The sequence below is a fragment of the Sphingomonas endophytica genome (assembly GCF_014199415.1).
Classification (GTDB): Bacteria; Pseudomonadota; Alphaproteobacteria; order Sphingomonadales; family Sphingomonadaceae; genus Sphingomonas; species Sphingomonas endophytica.
The window spans coordinates 477266-498217 of sequence record NZ_JACIJN010000001.1 but is presented as its reverse complement, the minus strand read 5'-3'; the positions used below and the strand labels follow the sequence as shown (position 1 = coordinate 498217).

Genomic DNA, 20952 nt, shown 5'->3' with positions numbered 1-20952 from the left:
CGCCGAGCGGGGCGGAGGCGGTTCTTCGTTTCGTCGTGACGCTTCTCGCCCAATTGGTCGCTGGGTCGATCGCGGTGCTGGTGGCGCTTCATTACGGCAATCGCGAGGTGATCGGCATGCTTGCGGCGCCCGGTATCGCCATCCCGGTGGTGATCGGCGGCTTGTTGATCTTGTGGCTGGAGCATTCCTGTGATCGGTGCATTGGAACGAGTCCGTTCCTGCTGCTTGCGGAGTTTTGGATATAGTTGGTCGGCGATCCCTGACGGCAGCGGAGGTGGCGCTGGCGCAGTCGATGTACGGCAATGCGATCGATTATGGGGCGGTGCGGCTGGCGAACCGTAAATGGGCGTTCTTCCAGCCGCGCGACGTGGTGATGGCGCCGCGCGGTTGTATTCACTTCCACCCAAAGGGCGACCTGTGGTGCGATGACTTTGCCGCCACCTCGCTCGACAGGCAGGGGCTGTTCATCCATGAAATGTGCCACATCTGGCAGCACCAGCAGGGCATTTTCCTCCCGCTGAAGCGTCATCCGTTCTGCCGCTACGATTATGCGATCCGGCCCGGCTGGCGGCTGGAGCGTTATGGCCTCGAGCAACAGGCCGAGATCGTTCGCCACGCCTTTCTGTTGCGGCATGGCGCGGTCGTGCCGGGCGCGCCGGAGCTGGCACGCTACGAAACCATCCTGCCGTTCGGAGAGCATGCGTGAGTATCTGGCATTCCCCTCTCGATCTTGGTGCCCTGACCGCGGGCTGTGCGGGGTCGATGCCCGGCCTGCTCGGGATCGAGTTCGTCGACGCCGGGGATGACTGGCTGCGCGCGCGGATGCCGGTCGACCAGCGGACTCGGCAGCCGTACGGGCGGCTGCATGGCGGCGCCTCGGTCGCGCTGGCCGAGACGGTCGCCTCCGTCGCGGCGATGGCGACGCTCGATCCGGCGACCTCCGCGGCGGTCGGCATGGAGATCAACGCCAACCACCTGCGGCCGGTCGGCGAGGGGTTCGTCTACGCCACCGCGATCAGCGAGGCGCGCGGGCGGTCGTCGCAGGTGTGGACGATCCGGGTGACCGACGAGGCGGAGCGGCTGGTGTGTCTCGCGCGGATGACGGCGGCGGTGATCCCGGCGGGGCGGGGCGGGGTGGGGTGATCCCGCCCCGCCCCGTCATTTCACTTGCCCGCCTATTTCAGCAGCACCAGTTCCTCGGCCATCGTCGGGTGGAGCGCGACGGTCGCGTCGAACTGCGCCTTGGTCAGCCCCGCCTTCACCGCCACCGCGGCCGACTGGATGATCTCCGGCACATCCGGCCCGATCATGTGGATGCCGACGACGCGGTCGGTCTCGCCGTCGCAGACCATCTTATAGAGCGCGCGCTCGTCGCGGCCGGCCAGCACGTTCTTCATCGGGCGGAAGTCCGACGAATAGACCTTGACCGAGCCGAGCTTCTGCCGCGCCTCCGCCTCGGTCATCCCGACACCGGCGAGCGGCGGGTGGCTGAACACCGCGGAGGGCACGCAGTCGTAATCGACCTTGGTCGACTTGCCGCCGTACATGTTGTCCGCGAACGCCTGCCCCTCGCGGATCGCGATCGGGGTGAGCTGGATCCGGTTGGTGACGTCGCCGACCGCATAGATCGATGCGCAGGTCGAGCGATTGTCGTCGTCGACCTTGATCGCGCCGTGGTCGTCGAGTTCGACGCCCGCGGTTTCCAGCCCGAGGCCGTAAGTGTTCGGCTTGCGCCCGGTTGCGAACATCACGAGGTCGACCGTCACCGGCTCATGGTTCGACATATGGACGGTCAGGCAGCCGTCCTCGCCCTTGTCGATCCCCTGGAAGGCGGCGTCGAAGCGGAATTCCAGCCCTTTCATCATGCTGATCTGGAGGAGCCGGTCGCGGATCTGCAGGTCGTAGCCGCGCAGGATTTCCTTGGTGCGGTTCATCAGGATGACGTGCGCGCCGAGCTGGTGGAAGATACCCGCGAACTCGTTGGCGATATAGCCTGCACCCGCGATCAGGATGCGCTTGGGGACGCTATCGAGATGGAACGCCTCGTTCGAGGTGATGCCATGTTCATGGCCGGGGCATTCGGGGATGCTGGGGTGCGCACCGACCGCGATCAGGATCGTCCTGGCGGTCTTCCGCGTGCCGTCGGCCAGCGTGACCTCGTTGGGGCCGGAAACCGTCGCGCGCTGGTGGATGATCTCCGCGCCCGAGCTTTCGATCGTCGTGGTGTAGGCCGTGTTGATGCGGTCCACTTCCTTCATCACATTGTCGCGCAGCCGCGGCCAGCTGAAGGCGCAGTCATCGGGCACGTCCCAGCCGAAGTGGCGGGCGTCGCGCAGATCCTCGGCGAAATGCGCGCCGTAGACGAGCAGCTTCTTGGGAACGCAGCCGCGGATCACGCAGGTGCCGCCGACGCGATATTCCTCCGCCACCGCCACCTTCGCGCCGTGCGCCGCCGACACGCGCGCCGCGCGCGTGCCGCCGGAGCCGGCGCCGATGACGAAAAGGTCGTAGTCGAAGTCGGACATGGAACGGGCTCCGTGGGCGCGAATGTTGCGAATGTTGAGACGATCGCGGGTTGGATTTGAATCGTGAACCAGCGGCGGGCCGGATGGTGCCGCTGTTAGCAGGGCAGGGTGGCGTAGGACAGGGCGGGGTTTCCTCGTCATTGCCGCGCAGGCGGGAATCCAGAACCTCCGGCGGTTGCGGCGCTATCGAGAAACCTGCGCATCTGGATTCCCGCCTCCGCGGGGATGACGAAGGCGAGAGGTTACGTCATGGCGGGGCGCAAGCCGAGATGCGCGACGAAGGGGTCGAAGTCGCGGTCGCTGTAGAGGAGCGGGATGCCGTCGACGATGCAGCGGGTCGCGATCAGCGTGTCGATCGTCTTGCGGATCGTAACGCCAAGCGCCCGCAGCGTGCGATAGTTGCGGGCCGCTTGCAGGGCCACGTCCGCATCGACGATCGGCATGGAGCGGAATTTGGCGAGAGCGGTGCGCAGCGTCTCGAATTGCCGGTCGGTGCGGCACCCTTGCAGCACCTCCACGAGGATCAGGTCACCGATCAGGAACCGGCGACGGGACAGTTGCGCATCGAGCCACTCAGCCTGTGCCGTGCGTCCACCGCCGAAATAGTCGATCCACACGCCGGAATCGACAAGGATCACGTGTCCGCCGGAAGGTACTTGCTGGTGCGCATGTCATCGAGATCGCCGACCCAGTCGATCGTGCCGCGCAGGCGGCGGATGGTGGCCTGCTGGTCGAGCTCCACGAGGCGCGCCAAGGCTTCATGGACGGCATCGCGCTTGGTGGTCTTTCCCGTGATCCGCATGGCCTCCGCCATGAGCTGATCATCTATCTCAATATTGGTCCGCATGTGTATGGCTCCGCAGAGCCACACACATAAGCAGCCGCGCGTGCCTACGCCAGACCGGCGCGCGCGATCAGGTCGGTGGTGGAGGGGTCGAAGTCGCCGCCGCCCTTCGCCGCCGCCTTGGCCATTTCCTTGCCCAGCTCGACGCCGAACTGGTCGAACGAGTTGATGCCGAGCAGCACGCCGTTCACGAACACGCGGTGCTCGTAGAAGGCGATCAAAGCGCCGAGCGTGCGTGCGTCGAGGCGGTCGAGCAGCAGCGTCGAGGACGGGCGATCGCCGGGATAGCTGCGCGCGGGATCGTCGACCTGCTTGCCCTTCATCAGCGCCGCGCCCTGCGCGAAGGCGTTGAGCAGCAACTGGCGGTGGTGCTCCGCCGGAAGGGTGTCGCCCGCCTCGATCACCGCGAGGAATTCGACGGGAACGAGGTGGGTGCCCTGGTGGAGCAGCTGGAACACCGCATGCTGCGCATCGGTGCCGACTCCGCCCCAAGTGATCGCGGCGGTCGGACGCCCGACCGGCTGGCCGTCGACCGTCACGCCCTTGCCGTTCGATTCCATTTCGAGCTGCTGGAGGTAGCTCGGGAGCAGCCGCAATCGTTCATCATAGGCGAAGGGCGCGCGGGTCTCGGCATGGCGGACCTGCGTGTAATAGAGGTCGGCGAAGGCGGCGAGCGCCGGCGCGTTCTCGTGGAGCGCGGTCAGGCGGAAGTGGCGGTCCATTTCCGCCGCACCATCGAGCAGTTCCTCGAACTGCTCCCAGCCGAGCTTGATCGCCGCCGGGAAGCCGATCGACGACCAAAGCGAGTAGCGGCCGCCGACGCCTTCGGAGAAGGGCAGGATGCGCGTTTCGTCGACGCCCCATTCAATCGCCTTCTCGGGCGAGGCGGTCAGCGCGATGACACGGCCATAGGGGTCCTCGACGCCCGCACCGGTCATCCACGCGATGACGCTCTCGGCATTCATCATCGTCTCGGTGGTGGTGAAGGTCTTCGAGGCGACGACCAGCAACGTCGTCGCCGGATCGAAGCGGTCGAACACGTCGTCGAGCGCCATGCCGTCGACGTTCGAGACGATCGCGACGTCGTAGCGGTCGCTGTCGCGGCCGAGCGCATCGATCAGCAGATGCGGACCGAGCGCAGAGCCGCCGATGCCGACGTGGAGGACGCTGCGGATCGGGCCGAACGCATCGGCCTCGATCGCGTCGATCACCGCGCGCATCCGCGCGTGATAGGCGGCGGCGCGCGCCACGCTCTCGTCCTTGCCCTCGCCGCGTTCGGCGGTGTGCTCGACCGGGCGATCCTCGGTGACGTTGACGTTCTGGCCGGCGAACATCGCCTCGCGCTTGCCGGCGAGATCGGTTTCCTTCGCCAGCGCCTCGAAGGCGGCGACCGCCTCCGGGGTCAAATGCGTCTTCGACCAGTCAAAATGGATGCCGGCGACGTCGAGCGACAGCTTCGCCAGCCGATCCGCGTCGTTCGCGAACAAGGTCTCCAGACGCTCTTTCGGGAGCGCTTCGATCTTCGACCAATCCGCCATCTGCATCTTCCTTCCGACCAATTGCGGGGCATAACCGTTCGCGCGAGCCAAGGCTCCGCTTGACGAAGGCGAGCGGTTGCGCGACGCGGTGCTTCATGGCCACCCCCGCTGCCCCCGGCAAGCCCGCGCGTTCCGAAACCAGCGAGACGATCCGCTTCCTGCTGAAGCTGGCGTTGTTCGTGTTCGTCCTGCGCAGCTTCATTTTCTCGCCGTTCTCGATCCCGTCCGAATCGATGCTCCCGCGGCTGCTGATCGGCGACTATCTGTTCGTGTCGAAGTGGAATTACGGCTATTCGCGCTGGTCGCTTCCTCTGGGCATTCCGTTGATCCCCGGGCGGATCTTCGCGAGCACGCCGACGCGCGGCGATACGGTGGTGTTCCGCTCGCTCGGGCCGGACGATCATGACGTCATCAAGCGCGTGATCGGGCTGCCCGGCGATACGATCCAGATGCGGAACGGCCAGTTGTTCCTGAACAACAAGGCGATCCCCAAGCAGCGGGTCGCGGACTTCATCGTGCCGCTGACCCCCAATTTCCCGGCCGAGAAGTGCGGCGCGGAGTTTCAGGACGTCGACAAGGCCGGGCAGCCGATCTGTCGCTATCCGCGCTTCCGCGAGACGCTGCCGGGCGGACGCAGCTACGAGGTGCTCGATCAGGGCGACCTGCCGATCGCCGACGACACCGACGTGTACACCGTTCCGGCCGGTGACGTGTTCCTGATGGGCGACAATCGCGACGACAGTGCCGACAGCCGCTTCGCGCCCCCGGAGGGGATGGGGTACATCCCGATGGAGCGTATCCAGGGCAAGGCGCTGGTCACCTTCTGGTCGACCGACGGCTCGGCGGAATGGATCAAGCCGTGGACCTGGGTGTCGGCGGCGCGGTTCAGCCGGATCGGGCACGGCTTCTGAGCGTGAGCGACGATGTCGCGTCATGGGTGAACGAGGTTCTGGGGGTTCGGCCTGACGACCCGGAATTGTTCAAGCGCGCGCTGACGCATTCGAGCCATGCCGGCGAGAGCTACGAGCGGCTCGAATTTCTCGGCGATCGCGTGCTCGGGCTCATCATGGCCGAGTGGTTGAGCGAGGTGTTCCCCGACGAGCCCGAGGGGCAATTGTCGAAGCGCTTCAACGCGCTGGTGACGGGCGCGGTCTGCGCGGAGGTGGCGCGCGGGATCGGCGCGGTGGCGCATGTCCGGCTCGGCAAGCAGGCGCGCGACGATGGCGCACAGCATGGCGACAATTTGCTCGGCGACGTGATGGAGGCGCTGCTCGGCGCCGTGTATCGCACCGCCGGGCTCGATGCGGCGCGCGCGGCGGTGCGTCGCCTGTGGGCGGATCGCATCCACAGCGACGACAAGGCACCGCAGCACCCGAAATCGGCGTTGCAGGAATGGGCGGCGGCGAACCGGCGCGCGGTGCCGGCCTATGAACTGGTCGATCGCGCCGGCCCGGGCCATGCGCCGCGCTTCACGGTCCGGGTGGCGGTCGGCAAGGACGAGGTCAGCGCCGAGGGGACCAGCAAGCAGGAGGCCGAGACCGCGGCCGCGCAGGCGCTGCTGGACGTGTTGAGCACGCAGGCTGCGCCGCGGCGCAAGCGGCGGCGGTAAGCCGACGCTCCAACGCGTCGTGCGCGACCAGCGATGTTGACCGCACAAGGAAAAGGGCGAGGCCATCCGGCCCCGCCCTTTTCTCCCCGCACGAAACGCAACTGGTGCGGCCCGATCGTCCAAGGCTCCCTTCGACGATCGGAAACCTGTCGTCAGCGCATCAGAAGTGCGCGACGATGCCCAGCGTCGGACGGAAGCTGTTGGTCCAGCCGTAGCTCGACACTTCGCCACGCAGACGGATGCCCGAGTTGCTGGTGATGCCGCCGAGACCGATGTCCTTCGGGCCGACCTCGAAGCCGATGCCGTAGGTCATGTCGTGGAAGTCACGATCGGTGTTCACGCGCTTGTCGAAATTGACCCACTGGTAGCCGACCTTGCCGTAGATCAGGCCGCTGTCGCCGGCGCGGAAGCCGAAGCGGCCGGCGGCGCCATACTGCCAGTCGATGTCGCCCGACACGCCCTTGGCAACGTTGCCTTCGGCGCCGACGAACACCGGCCCGAGCGGAATGTTCACGCCGGCCAGACCCTCGACCAGCGAACCGTTCAGCTTGTTCTGACGCGGGGCGCCCGGAACGCTGTCGCTCTGGAACTCTTCCCAGCCGCCGCGCACCGCGACATACGGCTCGATCCCGAATGCGCGGGTGCCGTCCGGCGCGGTCGCGGTGGTGGTGTCGGTGGTCGACATGTCCTGCGCGAGCGAGGGGGTGGCGACGAACGCGGCGGATGCGGCAACGGCCGCAAGAACGAGCTTACGCATATTATACCTCAATACAGTTTCGTTGCCCGGTTTGTCGCAGCACCAGGTGCGGCCGGGCCGGGGACTGCTCTAACCACGCCTCCCCCGCTTGGTTGCGCCAAAAAACGCCATTCTGATGTGGAACCCGTGCAGTGTTGCTTCAAAGACACGCAATCTGTCGAGAAGATGAACATCAGTGCCGCATCACGGCCACAGTCGGAATGCTGCGCCGCAATGCGGCCTTATTGCAGCGGATCGCGGCGACGACGGGTGGGCGCGTGGAAGTCGGCGGGCTTGTCCGCGATCCAGCGCAGGAAGCGACTCAGCGGTGGCAGATCGCGGATCGCGTCGAGCGTCCCGGCGCGCGCGAGCGTGGCATTGTCGGCGGCGGCATGGATCGCGCGGTGACAGATTGGGTGGAGCGGAACGGTGTCGGTGCCACCCTCGCTGCGCGGGATGACGTGGTGCCATTCGACGCGGGTGCCGAGCGGGCGTGCGCAAAGCGCGCAGAGTGCGGGTGCCGTATCGACCCTGCGCGCGCGCGCGTCGGCTTCGGCGAGCCCGGCCTTGCGCCTTATGCGTCCGACCATGCGGCGGGCGACGGGCGCGAGAGGATGAAGAGCGCGCACGCCGCCATCGCCGCGGCGACGATCAAGGCGAGCGGCAGGCGCGGATGCGCGGTGACGAGGAAGATCACGTAGCCGGCGGCGATGCCGTTGCAGGCGAGCCACTTGGCGCGGCGCGGGATCGCGCGGTCGCGTCGCCACGCGCGCAAGGTTGGGCCGAAGCGCGGATGGTCGAGCAGCCACGCCTCCAGCCGCGGGGAGGAACGCGCGAAGCAGCCCGCGGCGAGGATCAGGAAGATCGTGGTCGGCATCAGCGGCAACAGCGCGCCGATCACGCCGAGTGCGACGAAGAAGAAGCCGAGCGCCAGCCAGCCATAACGCGCCGCGGCGTGGAGGCGGCCGGGCTTGATCGGGTCGGTGGGCAGGTCGGTCACGATCGTCGCGGTTCCTCTGCGGTGGGCGGGGAACGTCCCGGGTGGTGGAACGGTGCCGTGCCACCACTATTACCGTCATTCCCGCGAAGGCGGGAATTCAGAACCTCTGACGTTGCTGCTCTTACGACGACCTGCGCGTCTGGATCCCCGCCTGCGCGGGGATGACGGATTGTGGATCGCGCGCCTTACTCACGCTCGTCGCCCCGGCTTACGGCCGGGGCGACGCGACGTCTCTTATTCCTCCCCGGTCGCGCTGGCCGGCTTCGCGCCGGTGCCATGCGCATCGGTGGGAACCGGCGACAGCGTGAAGCCGTAGCGCAGCGGCGCGAGCTTGATGCGATATTGCGGGAGCGGACGGCCCCAGTCGCTCCATTGCGTGTCACCGCCGATCCCCGACTGCACCGCATCGACCAGCAGGCTGCCGTTCGCGCCCGGAACGATGTCGGTGCTCTTGCGCGTACCGGGGGTGCGGCGGTTGAGTTCGGTGTAGGGGAAGGCGAGCGCGTTCATCGACAGCGGCTGGTCGCCGGTGACGCGCAGGCCGCCATCGGCCCCGCGCACCAGCTCCATCCAGCGCACGTCGACCTTGTTGCCGGTTTCCTGCGGGCGGAGGTAATCGTGGTTCTGCGCCGCGATGTCGCCGCGCCACAGGCCGATCGGCGCCGAGGTCTTGCGGTCGCTGTAGCTCTCGTGCGGCCCGCGCCCGTACCATTGCACGGTCTTGTACTCGCGTGGGGTGACGTAGGACAGGCCGATGCGGAGCGGATCGCCGAGCGTTGTGTCGAGCGGCTGGAAGTCGCCCGTCACCGCGACACTGCCGTCCGCCGCCATCTGGTAGCGGGTCGAGAAGCGCGCGACATCGCCGCCGGTCAGCCAGCGGACGGTCACCGCCGCGCCGCCGCCCGGCAGCTTCTGCGTGTCGATGCCCTCGACGACGCGCTCGTCGGTGGCGCGCTGCCACGGCACGTTGCGCTTCTCGCTGCCGACGCCGAGATCGTTGTCGGTCAGCGCGCGGGTGAAGTTGGGCGCGCCGCCTGACAGCAGCACACGCCCGCCGGTCGCATAGCGATCGACCAGCCCGGTCTTGCGGTCGATCACCAGCTCGGTGTCGCCCGCCGAGAGACGGACGGTGCCGCCGCGATTGTCGAGCTTGACCGGGCCGTTGTCCGCCGCCGCCACGGCGGTCGGGGAGGCACCGAGCGGGAATTGCTCCCAGCCCACCAGCGTGCCCGCCGCGACGCCGGGGGTTGTGCCGGCCTTCGCGCGGTAGCTGACGGTCAGGAAATATTCGGCGTCGGGACGGCGCGTGAAGCCGGTCGGCGCCAGCGCGACGCGCGCGCTCTGATGAGCGGCGACGGTCGGGGCCGCCAGCGTGCCGCGCGCGACCGCGACGCCATTCTCCAGCACTTCCCAGCTATAATCATAGGCGTCCGCGCCGAGGAAATCGTGGCGGTTGGAAACGGTCAGTTGGCCGGCGTTCGCGTTATAGCCGGTGAACTGAACGGGCGCGTAGACCTTGCGGACCTCGTAGAGCTGCGGATTGGGGGTGCGGTCGGCCTGGAGCATCCCGTCGCCGAACTCGATGTCGCCGCCGGGGTTCGGGCCGTATTCGCCACCGTCACCCCAATAGCGTCGCCCGTCCTTGGTGTAGCGATACATCGCCTGATCGACCCAGTCCCATGCGAAGCCGCCCTGCAGCTTGTCGGGGTGCGCGTAGATCGTGTCCCAATATTCCTTCAGGTTGCCGCCGGAATTGCCCATCATGTGCGCATATTCGCACTGGATCATCGGCTGCTTGTAGTTCCAGTTGGTGGCGTAATCCTCCATCTTGGCGACCGGATCGTACATCGGCGCGTAGATGTCGGCGAACCAGTTCGGGCGGTGCTGCTGCACGCCCTCATAGGTGCCCCAGCCGAGATAGCTGATGAGCCGGCCCGGATCGCGCGTCTTGGCGGCGGTGCCGGCGGTCGCGAAATTGGGCCCGATCCCGGCCTCGTTACCGAGCGACCAGAAGATGATCGAGGGATGGTTCTTGTCGCGCTCGACCATGTTGAGCACGCGGTCGACATGCGCCGACTGCCAAGCGGGGTCGAAGCCGAGCTGATACACGCTGCGCTGGCGGGGATGGTTGTTGCCCATCTCCATATAGGCGTGGCTCTCGATGTTGGCTTCGTCCATGACGTACAGGCCGTAGCGGTCGGCGAGTTCGTAGAGATACGGGTCGTTCGGATAGTGCGAGGTGCGCAGCGCGTTGATGTTGTTGCGCTTCATGAGCTGGATGTCGTGTTCCATCGACTCGCGGCTGACGACGTGGAAGGTTTCCGGGTCGTGCTCGTGGCGATTGACGCCGCGGATCGTGATCGGCTTGCCGTTGACGCTGACGAGGCCGTTCTTCATCTCGACGGTGCGGAAGCCGATCCGCTGATAGGTCGACTGGATGATCGCGCCCCTGGCGTCGTACAGTTCGACCAGCAGCATGTAGAGGTTGGGCGTCTCCGCGCTCCACGGCTTCACCCCCGCGACGGTGGCGGAAAGCGTCGTCTTGCGATCGGCGTCACCGGCGGCGAGCGGGGCGCGGCCCTGCGAGACGATGTGGTCGCCGTCCATCAGCACGTAGCGCGCGCTGACCGCGGCGCCCGGCGCGACCGACAGATCGACCGCGAGCTTGCCGTCGCGGTAACTCTCGTCGAGCCCGGCGTGGACGAAGAAGTCGCGGATGCGGGTCTTCGGCGCTGCCATCAGATAGACCTCGCGCTCGATCCCCGAGACGCGCCAGAAATCCTGATCCTCGAGATAGCTGCCGTCCGACCAGCGAAACACCTGGATCGCGACGGTGTTCGCGCCCGCCTTGACGAAGCGGGTGACGTCGAACTCGGAGGGGAGCTTGCTGTCTTCGGAATAGCCGACCTGCTGGCCGTTGACCCACACCTTATACGCCGAGCCGGCCGCGCCGATGTGCAGCACCACGTCCTGCCCGGACCAACCGGCGGGCAGGTCGATAGTGCGGCGGTACGAGCCGACCGGGTTGGTGGCGTGCGGGATCAGCGGGCGGTTGGGGGGGAAGGGATAGGTGATGTTGTTGTAGCGCGGCTGGTCATAGCCTTCGGTCTGCCAGTCGGCGGGCACCTTGATCGTCTTCCACTGGGAGGCGTCGAAATCTGGACGCTCGAAGCCGGTCGGGAGCGTGTCGGCATTGGGCGAGAAGCTGAATTGCCATTGGCCGTTGAGCGACAGGAAGCGCGACGATTGCGTGCGGTGGCCGGCGAGCGCCTTGTCGCGCGTCTCGAACGGGAAACCGGTGGCGTGCGCCGGCATCCGGCCGATGTAATTGACGCCGGGGTTTTCCCAATCGGGCCGCTGCGGGTCGATCTGCGGCTGGAGCGGCACCGGCGGCGCGCCGTTCTGCGCGGCGGCATGGCCCGAGACGCCGGCGAGCAACGCTGCGACAAGAACAGCGCTCCGGCGCTGGCCGACATGATGCATGATAACCCTCCCGATTAAGTCATTTTGTAAGACAAGTACCGGCTGCGCCCCGCTTTGCCAAGAGCGTGCGGGTTGACGGCGCCCGCACTTTGCGGTCCCTGTGCGAAACCGGGCCGCGCGGGGCGGACGATGCGGGCGGAGCACGATCTTTTGAACACGACCTTGCTGCGCGGCGTGCTGGTGGGCGGACTGGCGGGGCTGTTGTTCGGCTTCGATACCGCGGTGATCGCGGGGACGACCGAGGGGATCCGCAACGCCTTTGCGCTCGACGCGAGCGGAGTCGGGATCACCGTGTCGGCGGCCTTGTGGGGGACGCTGGCGGGGGCGTTGCTCGCCGGGTTGCCGGGCGATCGCTATGGCGCGCGCAATGCGCTGAAGGGGATCGCGCTGCTCTATTGCCTGTCGGGGCTGGGATGCCTGATCGCGTGGAGCTGGCCGGCGTTGATCGTGTTCCGCGTGATGGCGGGGCTGGCGGTCGGCGCGTCGTCGGTGCTCGCGCCGGTCTATCTCGCCGAGATCGCGCCCGCCGAGCGGCGCGGGTTGATGGTGGGAACCTTTCAGCTCAACATCGTGCTCGGCATCCTCGCCGCGTATCTGAGCAATGCGGTGGTCGGCAGCTTCGATCTGGGCGCGGGCGACTGGCAGGTGAAGCTGGGCATCAGCGCGGTGCCGGCGCTGCTGCTGCTGTCGTTGATGTTCACGATCCCCGACAGCCCGCGCTGGCTGGCGGCGAAGGGGCGCGAGGACGAGGCCGAGGCGGTGCTGGTCGGGCTGGGTGTCGCCGATCCGCGGCACGAATTGGACAGCTATGCGCGTGCCGCCGCGGCGGTGGCGGTGGGCAGCGCGCCGCGGCTGTCGTGGGCGCGGCACCGCAAGCCGATCCTGCTCGCCTTTGCGGTGGCGTCGTTCAACCAGCTCTCCGGGATCAATGCGATCCTTTATTACCTCAACGATATCTTCGCGGCGGCGGGCTATGACGCGGTGTCCGCCGACCGGCAGGCGGTGACGATCGGCTTGTGCAATTTCGTGTTCACCGCGCTGGCGCTGCTGGTGATCGACCGGCTGGGGCGGCGGACGTTGCTGCTGATCGGGTCGGTCGGGCTGACGCTGGCGCTGGGCGGGACGGCGGCGGTGTTCCTGAGCGGGCAGGGGCAGCAATATCTGCTCGCGCTCCTGATCGCGTTCATCGCCTTCTTCGCGTTCAGCCAGGGTGCGGTGATCTGGGTCTATATCAGCGAGATCTTCCCAACCGACGTCCGCGCGCGCGGGCAGGCGCTCGGTTCCTCGACGCACTGGGCGATGGATGCGGTGATCGCGATGGCCTTCCCGGTGATCGCGGCGCACACGCGCGGGCTGCCGTTCGTCGTCTTTGCGGCGATGATGGCGGTGCAGTTCGTGGTAGTGCTGATGTTCTTCCCGGAAACCAAGCAGCGCTCACTGGAAGCGATTGGTGCGGATTGATCTATTAATAATCATTCGCATGTAGGCTATGGGCTGGTTCCGGTCGTGGAGGGTCAGGCATGAGCATCGTCGCACCACCTTTGTCGCCGTCGTCGCGCGGGATCGCCTGTCTGTTACCGACGCTCGCGCGCGGGTGGCGCGCCGCGCGCGACCGGCATGCCTGTACCCAGCAACGGCTGCACCGGCTGCTCGCGCCGCATCACGCCGGGATGCTGGCACCGGTGTTCGACAGTCTGATGACGCTGTACGAGACGGCGCTGGGGCGAGCGTTCCGGGTCGGGACGGTGACGGCCCTGTCGGCGGACGAGCGGATGCTGATCGATCTGCTCGACGGCGCGCGTCCGCAACGCGCGTGCATCACCTGTCCGGAGGGCGCGGCGCGCGCGCTGCATTGTTCGCTGTGTTCGACCCGGATCATGCTCGCGATGCTGGGCTGACTCCGCCCGGTGCTTCCGCGCCGCGCGTCGCGAACGGCGGGGGTCCCGGATTGGCGCGGCCTGGCGGTGAAAGAAGCGCCGTTCAGTCGATCGTCGGCTGAAGCTGCGCGCTGATCGAGCGGACCGCGTCGCGGAGCAGCGTGCGCGTCTCGTCGAGCGATACCCGCGCCGCGCGCCCGGCGACGAATGGGACGGTCAGCGCCGCGCGCGCGGCGCCATGTTCGAGGACCGGCGCCGACAGATCGGTGATGCCCTCGAGCATCGGGCTGGGTGTGACGGCATCGCCTTCTGCAACCAGCGCGTCGAGGCGTGCGTCGAGCGTCGGGTCGATGTCGCCGCCGGTCTCGCGCACCTCGGTCATCATCGCCGCGCGGATCGACGCCGGCTGAAAGGCGAGCAGCACGCGTCCCGAGTTCGAGCGGTGGAGCGGGCGGCGATAGCCGACGCGGACCGCGAAGCCGGACAGGCCGGGCGCCTCGACCCCGGCGATCACCACCATCTCCGCGCCCGAGGCGACGGCGAGGTGGCAGCTCTGCCCGGTCGCGCGCGCCAGCCCCTGCATCACCGGCAGCGCGGTGACGGTGAGATCGCGGACCGGCGGGCGGCCCATGCCGAGCGCGAACAGCCGGTTGGTCAGCCGATAGCCATCATCGTCGCGCGCGATGTAGCGATGCTCCTCGAGCACCTGCAGCATGCGGAAAATCTCCCCCACCGATCGGCCGAGCGCGCCGGAAATGTCCGACATGGTCAGCGCCTGTTCGGACGTGGCGAGCAGTTCGAGGATCTCCAGCCCTTTTTTGAGCGCGGGAGCCTGATAGCGAGGCGGATTGGTCATGGTCGGCGCACCCTAGCCACAGGCGCGCGCCCGCGCCAGCACCGAGCAGTTCGCGCGAATGAAAGCATTTTTCACATTTCAATTGCGTTGTGCCTGTCCTAGGTTGCCGGTGCGGCGATCGCGCGACAAGGTGGCGCCCAGAGAGGAAGCATGCATGTTCCAGGACTTGACCCCCAGTTCACCGCCGCTCGACCGGGTCGGCGATGTACTGCCGCGGTTTGGCATGGGAACGGCGGCGATCGGCAACCTCTATCGCGCGATCGATGACGCGACTGCCGACGCGACGGTCGCGGCGGCGCTGGACGCGGGCGTGCGCTATTTCGACACCGCGCCGCATTATGGCTTCGGGCTGGCGGAGCGGCGGCTCGGCGCGGCGCTGGCGCAGCGCGATCCGCGGCGGACGTGCCAGATTTCGACCAAGGTCGGGCGGCTGCTCACGCCCACCGACGCGGCGGGCGCCCGTCACGGCTTCGTCGACGCCGATCCGTTCGAGCCGGTGTTTGACTATACCGCCGATGGCGTGGCGCGCTCGTTCGAGGCGAGTTGTGCGCGGTTGGGGCGTGACCGCGTCGACGTGCTGCTGGCGCACGATCTCGGGCGGCTGACGCATGGCGAGGCGCATGAGCGCCACCTGCGCGATTTCCTGGACGGCGGCTATGCCGCGATGGTGGCGTTGCGTGACGCCGGCACGGTCGGTGCGATCGGAGTCGGCGTCAACGAGGTCGCGGTTTGCGAGGAATTGCTCGACCGGGTGCCGCTCGACGTGATCTTGCTCGCGGGACGCTATACGTTGCTCGATCGCAGTGCGAAGCCGTTCCTCGATCGCTGCGCTGCGGAGGGCGTGCGCGTCATCATCGGCGGGGCGTACAACAGCGGCATCCTGGCGCGCGACCCCCACGAGCAGGACCCTGCGCAGTCGCATTACGATTACGCCGCCCCGCCCGCCGCGCTGGTCGAGCGGACGCGTGCGCTCGCGCGGACCTGCGCCACCGCCGGCGTGTCGCTGCCCGCCGCCGCGATCCAGTTTCCGCTCCGCCACCCGGCGGTGGCGTGCGTGCTCGCCGGGCTCGGCAGTCCGCAGGAGGTCGCCGACCTGCGCGCGCGGATCGACGCGCCGATCCCCGACGATTTGTGGCCGACGCTGGAGGCGCGCGCGCCGCAGCAACTGATCCTGCTCCACCCCGACGACAATGTGATGATCTGCGTCGCGCCGATCGCGGCGGGCGACCTGCTGCCGGTGTCGGGCGGGACGATCCCGGCGCGTGAGGGCGTGACCGTCGGGCACAAGATCGCACGCGCCGAACTGAAGCCGGGCGACAAGGTCATCAAATATGGCGCGCCGATCGGGTCGATGACCGACGCCGCGGCCGCCGGACAATGGGTCCATATGCACAATATGAAGAGCGACTATATCGCCAGTCACACGCGCAGCACCGTGACGGAGCAGCGCGCGTGATCGACGCATGGCAGCGCGCCGACGGGCGCAAGGGCATCCGCAACACCGTCGCGGTCGCCTATCTGGTCGAGTGCGCGCATCATGTCGCGCGCAAGATCGTCGACAAGGCCGATGACGCCGACGTGCATCTGATCGGCTTCCCTGGCTGCTATCCCAATGCCTATGCGGCGCGGGTGATGGAGGCGGTGACGACGCACCCCAATGTCGGCGGGGTGGTGATCGTGTCGCTGGGCTGCGAGAGCTTCGATCGCGAGCGCCTGCAACAGGTGATCCGCGACAGCGGTCGCCCGGTCGAGCTGTACGTCATCCAGCAGACCGGCGGCACCGCGGCGACGATCGCCGCCGGGCTGGAGGCGGTCGCGCGCGTCAAGGCGCAGATCGCCGACGTGCCGCGCGTGCCGATGCGCGTCGACGAACTGATCGTCGGGACAATCTGCGGCGGATCGGACGGCACCAGCGGGATCACCGCCAACCCGGCGGTGGGGCGCGCGTTCGACCGGCTGGTTGCGGACGGCGCGACCTGCATCTTCGAGGAGACCGGCGAGCTGGTCGGGTGCGAGGGGATCATGGCCGATCGTGCGCTGACCCCCGAGCTGGGCGAGGAGATCATGGCCTGCGTCCGCAAGGCGGAGGAATATTACACGATCATGGGCTTCGGCAGCTTCGCGCCCGGCAATGCCGAGGGCGGGCTGACGACCCAGGAAGAAAAGTCGATGGGGGCCTATTCCAAATCGGGATCGTCGCTGATCAGCGGGATCATCAAGCCCGGCGACGTGCCGCCGGCGGGCGGGCTGTATCTGCTCGACGTCGTGCCGGACGGCGAGCCGCGCTTCGGTTTCCCAAACATCTCCGACAATGCCGAGATCGTCGAGATGATCGCCTGCGGGTGTCACCTGACCTTGTTCACCACCGGGCGCGGCTCGGTGGTCGGGTCGGCGATCGCGCCGGTCATCAAGATCTGCGCCAATCCGGAGACGGCGCGGCGGCTGGCGGCGGATATGGACATCAATGCCGGGCGCATCCTCGAAGGCGAGGCGACGCTCGACGAGGTCGGCGACGAGATCGTCGACGCGATCATCGCGGTGGCCGGCGGCCAGCCGAGCGTGTCCGAGGCGCTCGGGCATCGCGAATTCATCCTGACCTACAAGGCGTTCGACCCGGTCGGGCCGGCGTGCCTTCCGGTCGCTGCACGGAGTTAATGAATGGAAGGCCGGTTGAAGGGCAAGGTCGCGCTGATCACCGCGGCGGGCAACGGGATCGGGCGTGCCGCGGCGCTGCGCTATGCCGCCGAGGGTGCGCGGGTGATCGCGACCGATATCGATGCGGGCGCGCTGGCGGGGCTCGACGGGTGCGAGCAGCACGCGCTCGACGTCACCGATGCCGCGCAGATCGCCGCGCTGGTGAATGAGGTCGGGCGGATCGACGTGCTCGCCAATATCGCGGGGATCGTTCACGCGGGCACGATCCTCGACCTGACCGACGCCGAATGGGATCAGGCGGTCGCGATCAACATGACCGCGATGACACGCACGATCCGCGCGGTGCTGCCGGGGATGCTGGCGGCGGGCGGCGGCGCGATCGTCAACATGTCGTCGATCGCCAGCTCGGTGAAGGGCATCCCCAACCGCTTCGCCTATACCGCGACCAAGGCGGGGGTGATCGGGATCACCAAGGCGGTCGCGGCCGATTTCGTCGGGCAGGGCATCCGCTGCAACGCGATCTGCCCCGGAACGGTCGACACGCCGTCGCTCCAGCAGCGGCTGCGCGACACCGGCGATTACGAGGCGGCGCAGCAGGCGTTCGTCGCGCGGCAGCCGATGGGCCGGCTGGGACGCGCTGAAGAGATTGCGGCGCTGGTCGCCTATCTGGGCAGCGACGACGCCGCCTTCACGACCGGGGCGGTGCATGTCATCGACGGCGGCTGGGTCAACTGAGGAAAAGCGCATGAAGCTGGTACGTTACGGGGCGCCGGGCGCCGAGAAGCCGGGGATGGTCGACGCGCAGGGGCAGGTCCGCGACCTGTCGGCGCATGTCGCCGATATCGCGGGCGCGGCGCTGGGCGATGCCGAGCTGGCGCGGCTGGCGGCGATCGACCCGGCGACGCTGCCGGTGGTGGCGGTCGATCGCTACGGTCCGTGCGTTGGCACGGTCGGCAAGTTCCTGTGCATCGGCCTCAATTATTCGGACCACGCCGCCGAGACCGGCGCGACCGTGCCGACCGAGCCGGTGATCTTCACCAAGGCGACCAGCGCGATCATCGGCCCCGACGACAACGTCGAAATCCCGAAGGGCTCGACCAAGACCGACTGGGAGGTCGAACTGGGGATCGTGATCGGCACCGAAGCGCGCTACGTCGACGAGGCCGATGCCGAGCGGCACATCGCGGGCTATTGCGTCATCAACGACGTGTCCGAACGCGCCTTCCAGCTCGAGCGGCAGGGGACGTGGGACAAGGGCAAGGGCTGCGACACGTTCGGGCCGATCGGGCCGTGGCTGGTGACGCGCGACGAGGTCGCCGATCCGACCGCGCTGGCGATGTGGCTGGAGGTCAACGGCCATCGCTATCAGGACGGGTCGACGTCGACGATGGTCTACAAGCCGGCGTTCCTCGTCAGCTATGTCAGCCAGTTCATGTCGCTGCAGCCCGGTGACGTGATCTCGACCGGGACGCCGCCGGGTGTCGGCATGGGGCAGAAGCCGCCGGTGTTCCTGAAGGCCGGCGACGTGATGGAACTGGGGATCGACGGGCTGGGGCAGCAGCGCCAGACCGTCGTGGCGTACAAGGCGTGACCGAACGCCACGTCCTGCTGGTCGATATCGCCGACGAGCCCGAGGCGGTCGCGGCCTATGAGGCGTGGCATGCGCCCGGCGCGGTGCCCGCGCCGGTCGTCGCGAGCATCCGCGCGGCGGGGATCACGGCAATGGACATCTATCGCACCGGCGGGCGGCTTGTGATGGTGATGGAGACCGACGCTTCGTTCGACGCCGCGGCGAAGGCGGCGGCGGATGCGGCCGATCCCGCGGTACAGGCGTGGGAGGCGAAGATGGACGCTTACCAGCGGCGCCTGCCGTGGGCCGAGCCGGGGGTCAAGTGGGTAGAGGCGCGGCGGATCTTCTCGTTGGCGGAGCAGGGGTAACCGCTTCTTTGTCATTCCCGCGAAGGCGGGGATCCAGAACCCCGGACGTTGATGGCGCTCACGATGGCCTGCGCATCTGGATTCCCGCCTTCGCCGGAATGACGGAAGGGGGGAGCCATTATCCCCGCAATCGTCCTTCCAGCAGGTCGAGCTCGCGGGTCAGCCGGTGCGCGGTTTCGCTGCCGATTGCGCGGGCGCGTTCCAGCCGGAACACCTCCTCGCGCTCCGCCCGGATTGCCGCCAGCCGCAGCACGCGGTCGATGCGCTCGTTCTGCTGGATCACCGCCAGTTCGGGCTCGCCGTCGACGCGGACGCGGATCCGCTCGCGGTAGAGGTCCATGATCCGCGTCGCCGCCTCGGCATAGACGTCGACGTCGTCGCGGTCGCGCGACAGATCGTGTTGCGCGCCGTCGACGGCGCGGATCGCGGCGCGGGCGGCGGCGACGCGCGCGCGATTTTCCTCGCCCTGTTTCGACGGCTCGGGCGGCAGCGCGAGGCCGCGCAGGACGAGCGGCAGCCCGATGCTCGCCGCGACGAGCGACACGATGATGACGCCGGCAGCCAGCGCGATCGCAAGATCGCGCGCCGGGAAGGGCGAGCCGTCGCTGAGCACCAGCGGCAGCGTCAGCACGCCCGCCAGCGTTATGACCCCGCGCACCCCGGCAAGCGACATCGCCGCGAACACCCGCCAGTCGGGGCTGCGGAGCGGCGAGTCGTCGACGCTCCGGCGCAGCACCGTCAACCGGAACGACAGCCACACCCAGACGAAGCGCAAGCCCGCGAGCACCGCGACGATCGCGAGCACGTAGAGCGCCAGCCACCAGGGATTGTCGTGGTTGGTCAGCCGGACCGTCTCGCGCGCGCCGGCGAGGATCACCGGCAGTTGCTCGCCGAGCAGCACGAAGATGATGCCGTTGAGCGCGAACTGGATCGTGTCCCACACCGAATTGCGGCGCATCCGCGTGGCGGGCAGTGCCTGCCGCGACAGCTCGGCGAAGGTCATCGTCACCCCCGCCGCGACCACCGCGAGGATGCCCGAGGCGTGGACATGCTCGGCGGCGATATAGGCGATGAACGGGATCAGCAGGCTGACCAGCACCTGCGACCCGGTGTCCTCGCCGAAGCGGCGCGACACCCAGGCCTTGGCGCGCGTGATCGCGACGGTGGTGACGACCCCGATCGCGATCCCCGCCGCGGCGAGCCACACGAAGCTGGCCGCGGCATCGGCGAGCGAAAAGGCACCGGTGAGTGCGGCGGCGATCGCGAAGCGCAGGCAGACGAGACCCGACGCGTCGTTGAGCAGTGCCTCGCCCTCGAGGATGTGCATCATGCGGCGCGGGATCGGGACGCGCGCCGCGATCGCCGACACCGCGATCGGGTCGGTCGGCGAGACCACCGCGGCGAGCGCGAACGATACCGCCAGCGGCATGGCGGGGATCAGCCAGTCGATGAAGAAGCCGATGCCGATGACGGTGGTCAGGACGAGCCCGAGCGCCAGCTCGACGACGACCGGCACGTCCTTGAGCAACTCGTCCTTCGGGATTCGCCAGCCGTCGATGAACAACAAGGGTGGCAGGAAGACGAGCAGGAAGATCTCGGGATTGAGCGTCACCCGCAGGTCTGCCGCCATGCCGATCGCCGCGCCGAACGCGATCTGCACCAGCGGGGCGGGAATGTTGATCGGCAGGATGCGGGCGATCGCCCCGCTAATCACGACGGCAAACAACAACAACAGAACGACCGAGACGACTTCCAAGGCGCGCAACCTCCTTCGGGATAGGGACAGGGAGGGGATCGCCGGAAGTGGCGCGTGGTGCAACCGTTCAGGGTGCCGATCCGGGTCGGTGCAACGTTTTGTCGCGGGAAACGGGGCCCGCTCGCGCGTCAATGC

22 protein-coding genes are annotated in these 20952 nt (G+C 68.0%); 12 read left to right on the top strand and 10 right to left on the bottom strand.

Annotated elements, in window-relative coordinates; genetic code table 11:
* Positions 1 to 35 precede the first annotated feature (35 nt).
* From FHS97_RS02370 to FHS97_RS02360, 3 genes are read left to right on the top strand one after another with little or no spacing between them, the layout of a single operon-like run.
* Entirely contained in the window at positions 36 to 245 is a 210-nt protein-coding gene (locus FHS97_RS02370; RefSeq protein ID WP_184032865.1) for a hypothetical protein, read from the top strand.
* Between the two features lie 47 nt (positions 246 to 292).
* A complete protein-coding gene (locus tag FHS97_RS02365; protein WP_184033052.1) occupies positions 293 to 706 on the top strand; it encodes a vgr related protein in 414 nt (137 codons plus the stop codon).
* Positions 703 to 1143: a hotdog fold thioesterase gene (locus FHS97_RS02360; RefSeq protein WP_311770233.1), complete on the top strand. Its 441-nt coding sequence runs from the start codon at positions 703 to 705 to the stop codon at positions 1141 to 1143. Before FHS97_RS02365 ends, FHS97_RS02360 begins: the two co-directional genes overlap by 4 nt.
* A gap of 32 nt (positions 1144 to 1175) precedes the next feature.
* Here FHS97_RS02360 and gorA read toward each other — a convergent pair whose 3' ends face one another.
* The 4 genes from gorA to pgi form a co-directional block, all read right to left on the bottom strand.
* Positions 1176 to 2525, bottom strand: coding sequence for a glutathione-disulfide reductase (gene gorA, locus FHS97_RS02355; RefSeq protein WP_184032864.1), 1350 nt, complete (start codon positions 2523 to 2525; stop codon positions 1176 to 1178).
* Positions 2526 to 2767: 242 nt separating this feature from the next.
* Entirely contained in the window at positions 2768 to 3163 is a 396-nt protein-coding gene (vapC, locus tag FHS97_RS02350) for a type II toxin-antitoxin system VapC family toxin (RefSeq protein WP_184032863.1), read from the bottom strand.
* Positions 3160 to 3372 (bottom strand): type II toxin-antitoxin system VapB family antitoxin, encoded by a 213-nt coding sequence (locus FHS97_RS02345; RefSeq protein ID WP_184032862.1) that lies wholly within the window; start codon positions 3370 to 3372, stop codon positions 3160 to 3162. The genes vapC and FHS97_RS02345 overlap by 4 nt, the downstream gene beginning before the upstream one ends.
* Before the next feature lie 44 nt (positions 3373 to 3416).
* Positions 3417 to 4907 (bottom strand): glucose-6-phosphate isomerase, encoded by a 1491-nt coding sequence (pgi, locus tag FHS97_RS02340; protein ID WP_184032861.1) that lies wholly within the window; start codon positions 4905 to 4907, stop codon positions 3417 to 3419.
* A gap of 95 nt (positions 4908 to 5002) precedes the next feature.
* On the opposite strand from pgi, the gene lepB reads away from it, so the two are divergent.
* Both lepB and rnc read left to right on the top strand, forming a co-directional pair.
* Complete coding sequence (gene lepB, locus FHS97_RS02335) at positions 5003 to 5818, top strand: signal peptidase I (RefSeq protein ID WP_184032860.1); 816 nt, start codon at positions 5003 to 5005, stop codon at positions 5816 to 5818.
* 2 nt (positions 5819 to 5820) lie between these two features.
* Complete coding sequence (gene rnc, locus FHS97_RS02330) at positions 5821 to 6516, top strand: ribonuclease III (RefSeq protein ID WP_343053346.1); 696 nt, start codon at positions 5821 to 5823, stop codon at positions 6514 to 6516.
* A gap of 160 nt (positions 6517 to 6676) precedes the next feature.
* Here rnc and FHS97_RS02325 read toward each other — a convergent pair whose 3' ends face one another.
* From FHS97_RS02325 to FHS97_RS02310, 4 genes are all read right to left on the bottom strand, one after another.
* The gene (locus FHS97_RS02325; protein ID WP_184032857.1) at positions 6677 to 7273 is read right to left on the bottom strand and encodes an opacity protein; all 597 of its coding nucleotides are present in this window, start codon (positions 7271 to 7273) and stop codon (positions 6677 to 6679) included.
* Between the two features lie 221 nt (positions 7274 to 7494).
* Positions 7495 to 7842 carry an HNH endonuclease signature motif containing protein gene (locus tag FHS97_RS02320; RefSeq protein WP_184032856.1) on the bottom strand — a complete coding sequence of 116 codons (348 nt, stop codon included), beginning with the start codon at positions 7840 to 7842 and terminating at the stop codon, positions 7495 to 7497.
* The gene (locus tag FHS97_RS02315; protein ID WP_184033048.1) at positions 7827 to 8243 is read right to left on the bottom strand and encodes a YbaN family protein; all 417 of its coding nucleotides are present in this window, start codon (positions 8241 to 8243) and stop codon (positions 7827 to 7829) included. The genes FHS97_RS02320 and FHS97_RS02315 overlap by 16 nt, the downstream gene beginning before the upstream one ends.
* Before the next feature lie 243 nt (positions 8244 to 8486).
* A complete protein-coding gene (locus FHS97_RS02310; protein WP_184032854.1) occupies positions 8487 to 11735 on the bottom strand; it encodes a glycoside hydrolase family 2 TIM barrel-domain containing protein in 3249 nt (1082 codons plus the stop codon).
* A gap of 150 nt (positions 11736 to 11885) precedes the next feature.
* Between FHS97_RS02310 and FHS97_RS02305 the strand changes: the two genes are divergently transcribed.
* Positions 11886 to 13196: a sugar porter family MFS transporter gene (locus FHS97_RS02305; RefSeq protein ID WP_246346369.1), complete on the top strand. Its 1311-nt coding sequence runs from the start codon at positions 11886 to 11888 to the stop codon at positions 13194 to 13196.
* Positions 13197 to 13255: 59 nt separating this feature from the next.
* The gene (locus FHS97_RS02300; RefSeq protein ID WP_184032850.1) at positions 13256 to 13633 is read left to right on the top strand and encodes a hypothetical protein; all 378 of its coding nucleotides are present in this window, start codon (positions 13256 to 13258) and stop codon (positions 13631 to 13633) included.
* 82 nt (positions 13634 to 13715) lie between these two features.
* On the opposite strand, the gene FHS97_RS02295 is transcribed toward FHS97_RS02300, so the two are convergent.
* Positions 13716 to 14468 carry an IclR family transcriptional regulator gene (locus tag FHS97_RS02295; RefSeq protein ID WP_184032848.1) on the bottom strand — a complete coding sequence of 251 codons (753 nt, stop codon included), beginning with the start codon at positions 14466 to 14468 and terminating at the stop codon, positions 13716 to 13718.
* Between the two features lie 154 nt (positions 14469 to 14622).
* Between FHS97_RS02295 and FHS97_RS02290 the strand changes: the two genes are divergently transcribed.
* Genes FHS97_RS02290 through FHS97_RS02270 form a run of 5 tightly spaced genes read left to right on the top strand, consistent with a single transcriptional unit; the run spans position 14623 to position 19061 of the window.
* Positions 14623 to 15924, top strand: coding sequence for an aldo/keto reductase (locus tag FHS97_RS02290; RefSeq protein ID WP_184032846.1), 1302 nt, complete (start codon positions 14623 to 14625; stop codon positions 15922 to 15924).
* Positions 15921 to 17123, top strand: a complete 1203-nt coding sequence (locus FHS97_RS02285; protein ID WP_184032844.1) for a UxaA family hydrolase — start codon at positions 15921 to 15923, stop codon at positions 17121 to 17123. The genes FHS97_RS02290 and FHS97_RS02285 overlap by 4 nt, the downstream gene beginning before the upstream one ends.
* Positions 17124 to 17126: 3 nt before the next feature.
* Positions 17127 to 17858: an SDR family oxidoreductase gene (locus tag FHS97_RS02280; protein ID WP_184032842.1), complete on the top strand. Its 732-nt coding sequence runs from the start codon at positions 17127 to 17129 to the stop codon at positions 17856 to 17858.
* A gap of 10 nt (positions 17859 to 17868) precedes the next feature.
* Positions 17869 to 18714, top strand: a complete 846-nt coding sequence (locus tag FHS97_RS02275) for a fumarylacetoacetate hydrolase family protein (RefSeq protein ID WP_184032840.1) — start codon at positions 17869 to 17871, stop codon at positions 18712 to 18714.
* Complete coding sequence (locus FHS97_RS02270; RefSeq protein WP_184032838.1) at positions 18711 to 19061, top strand: L-rhamnose mutarotase; 351 nt, start codon at positions 18711 to 18713, stop codon at positions 19059 to 19061. The genes FHS97_RS02275 and FHS97_RS02270 overlap by 4 nt, the downstream gene beginning before the upstream one ends.
* Positions 19062 to 19179: 118 nt before the next feature.
* Here FHS97_RS02270 and FHS97_RS02265 read toward each other — a convergent pair whose 3' ends face one another.
* Positions 19180 to 20817, bottom strand: a complete 1638-nt coding sequence (locus tag FHS97_RS02265) for a Na+/H+ antiporter (protein WP_184032836.1) — start codon at positions 20815 to 20817, stop codon at positions 19180 to 19182.
* Positions 20818 to 20952 lie beyond the last annotated feature (135 nt).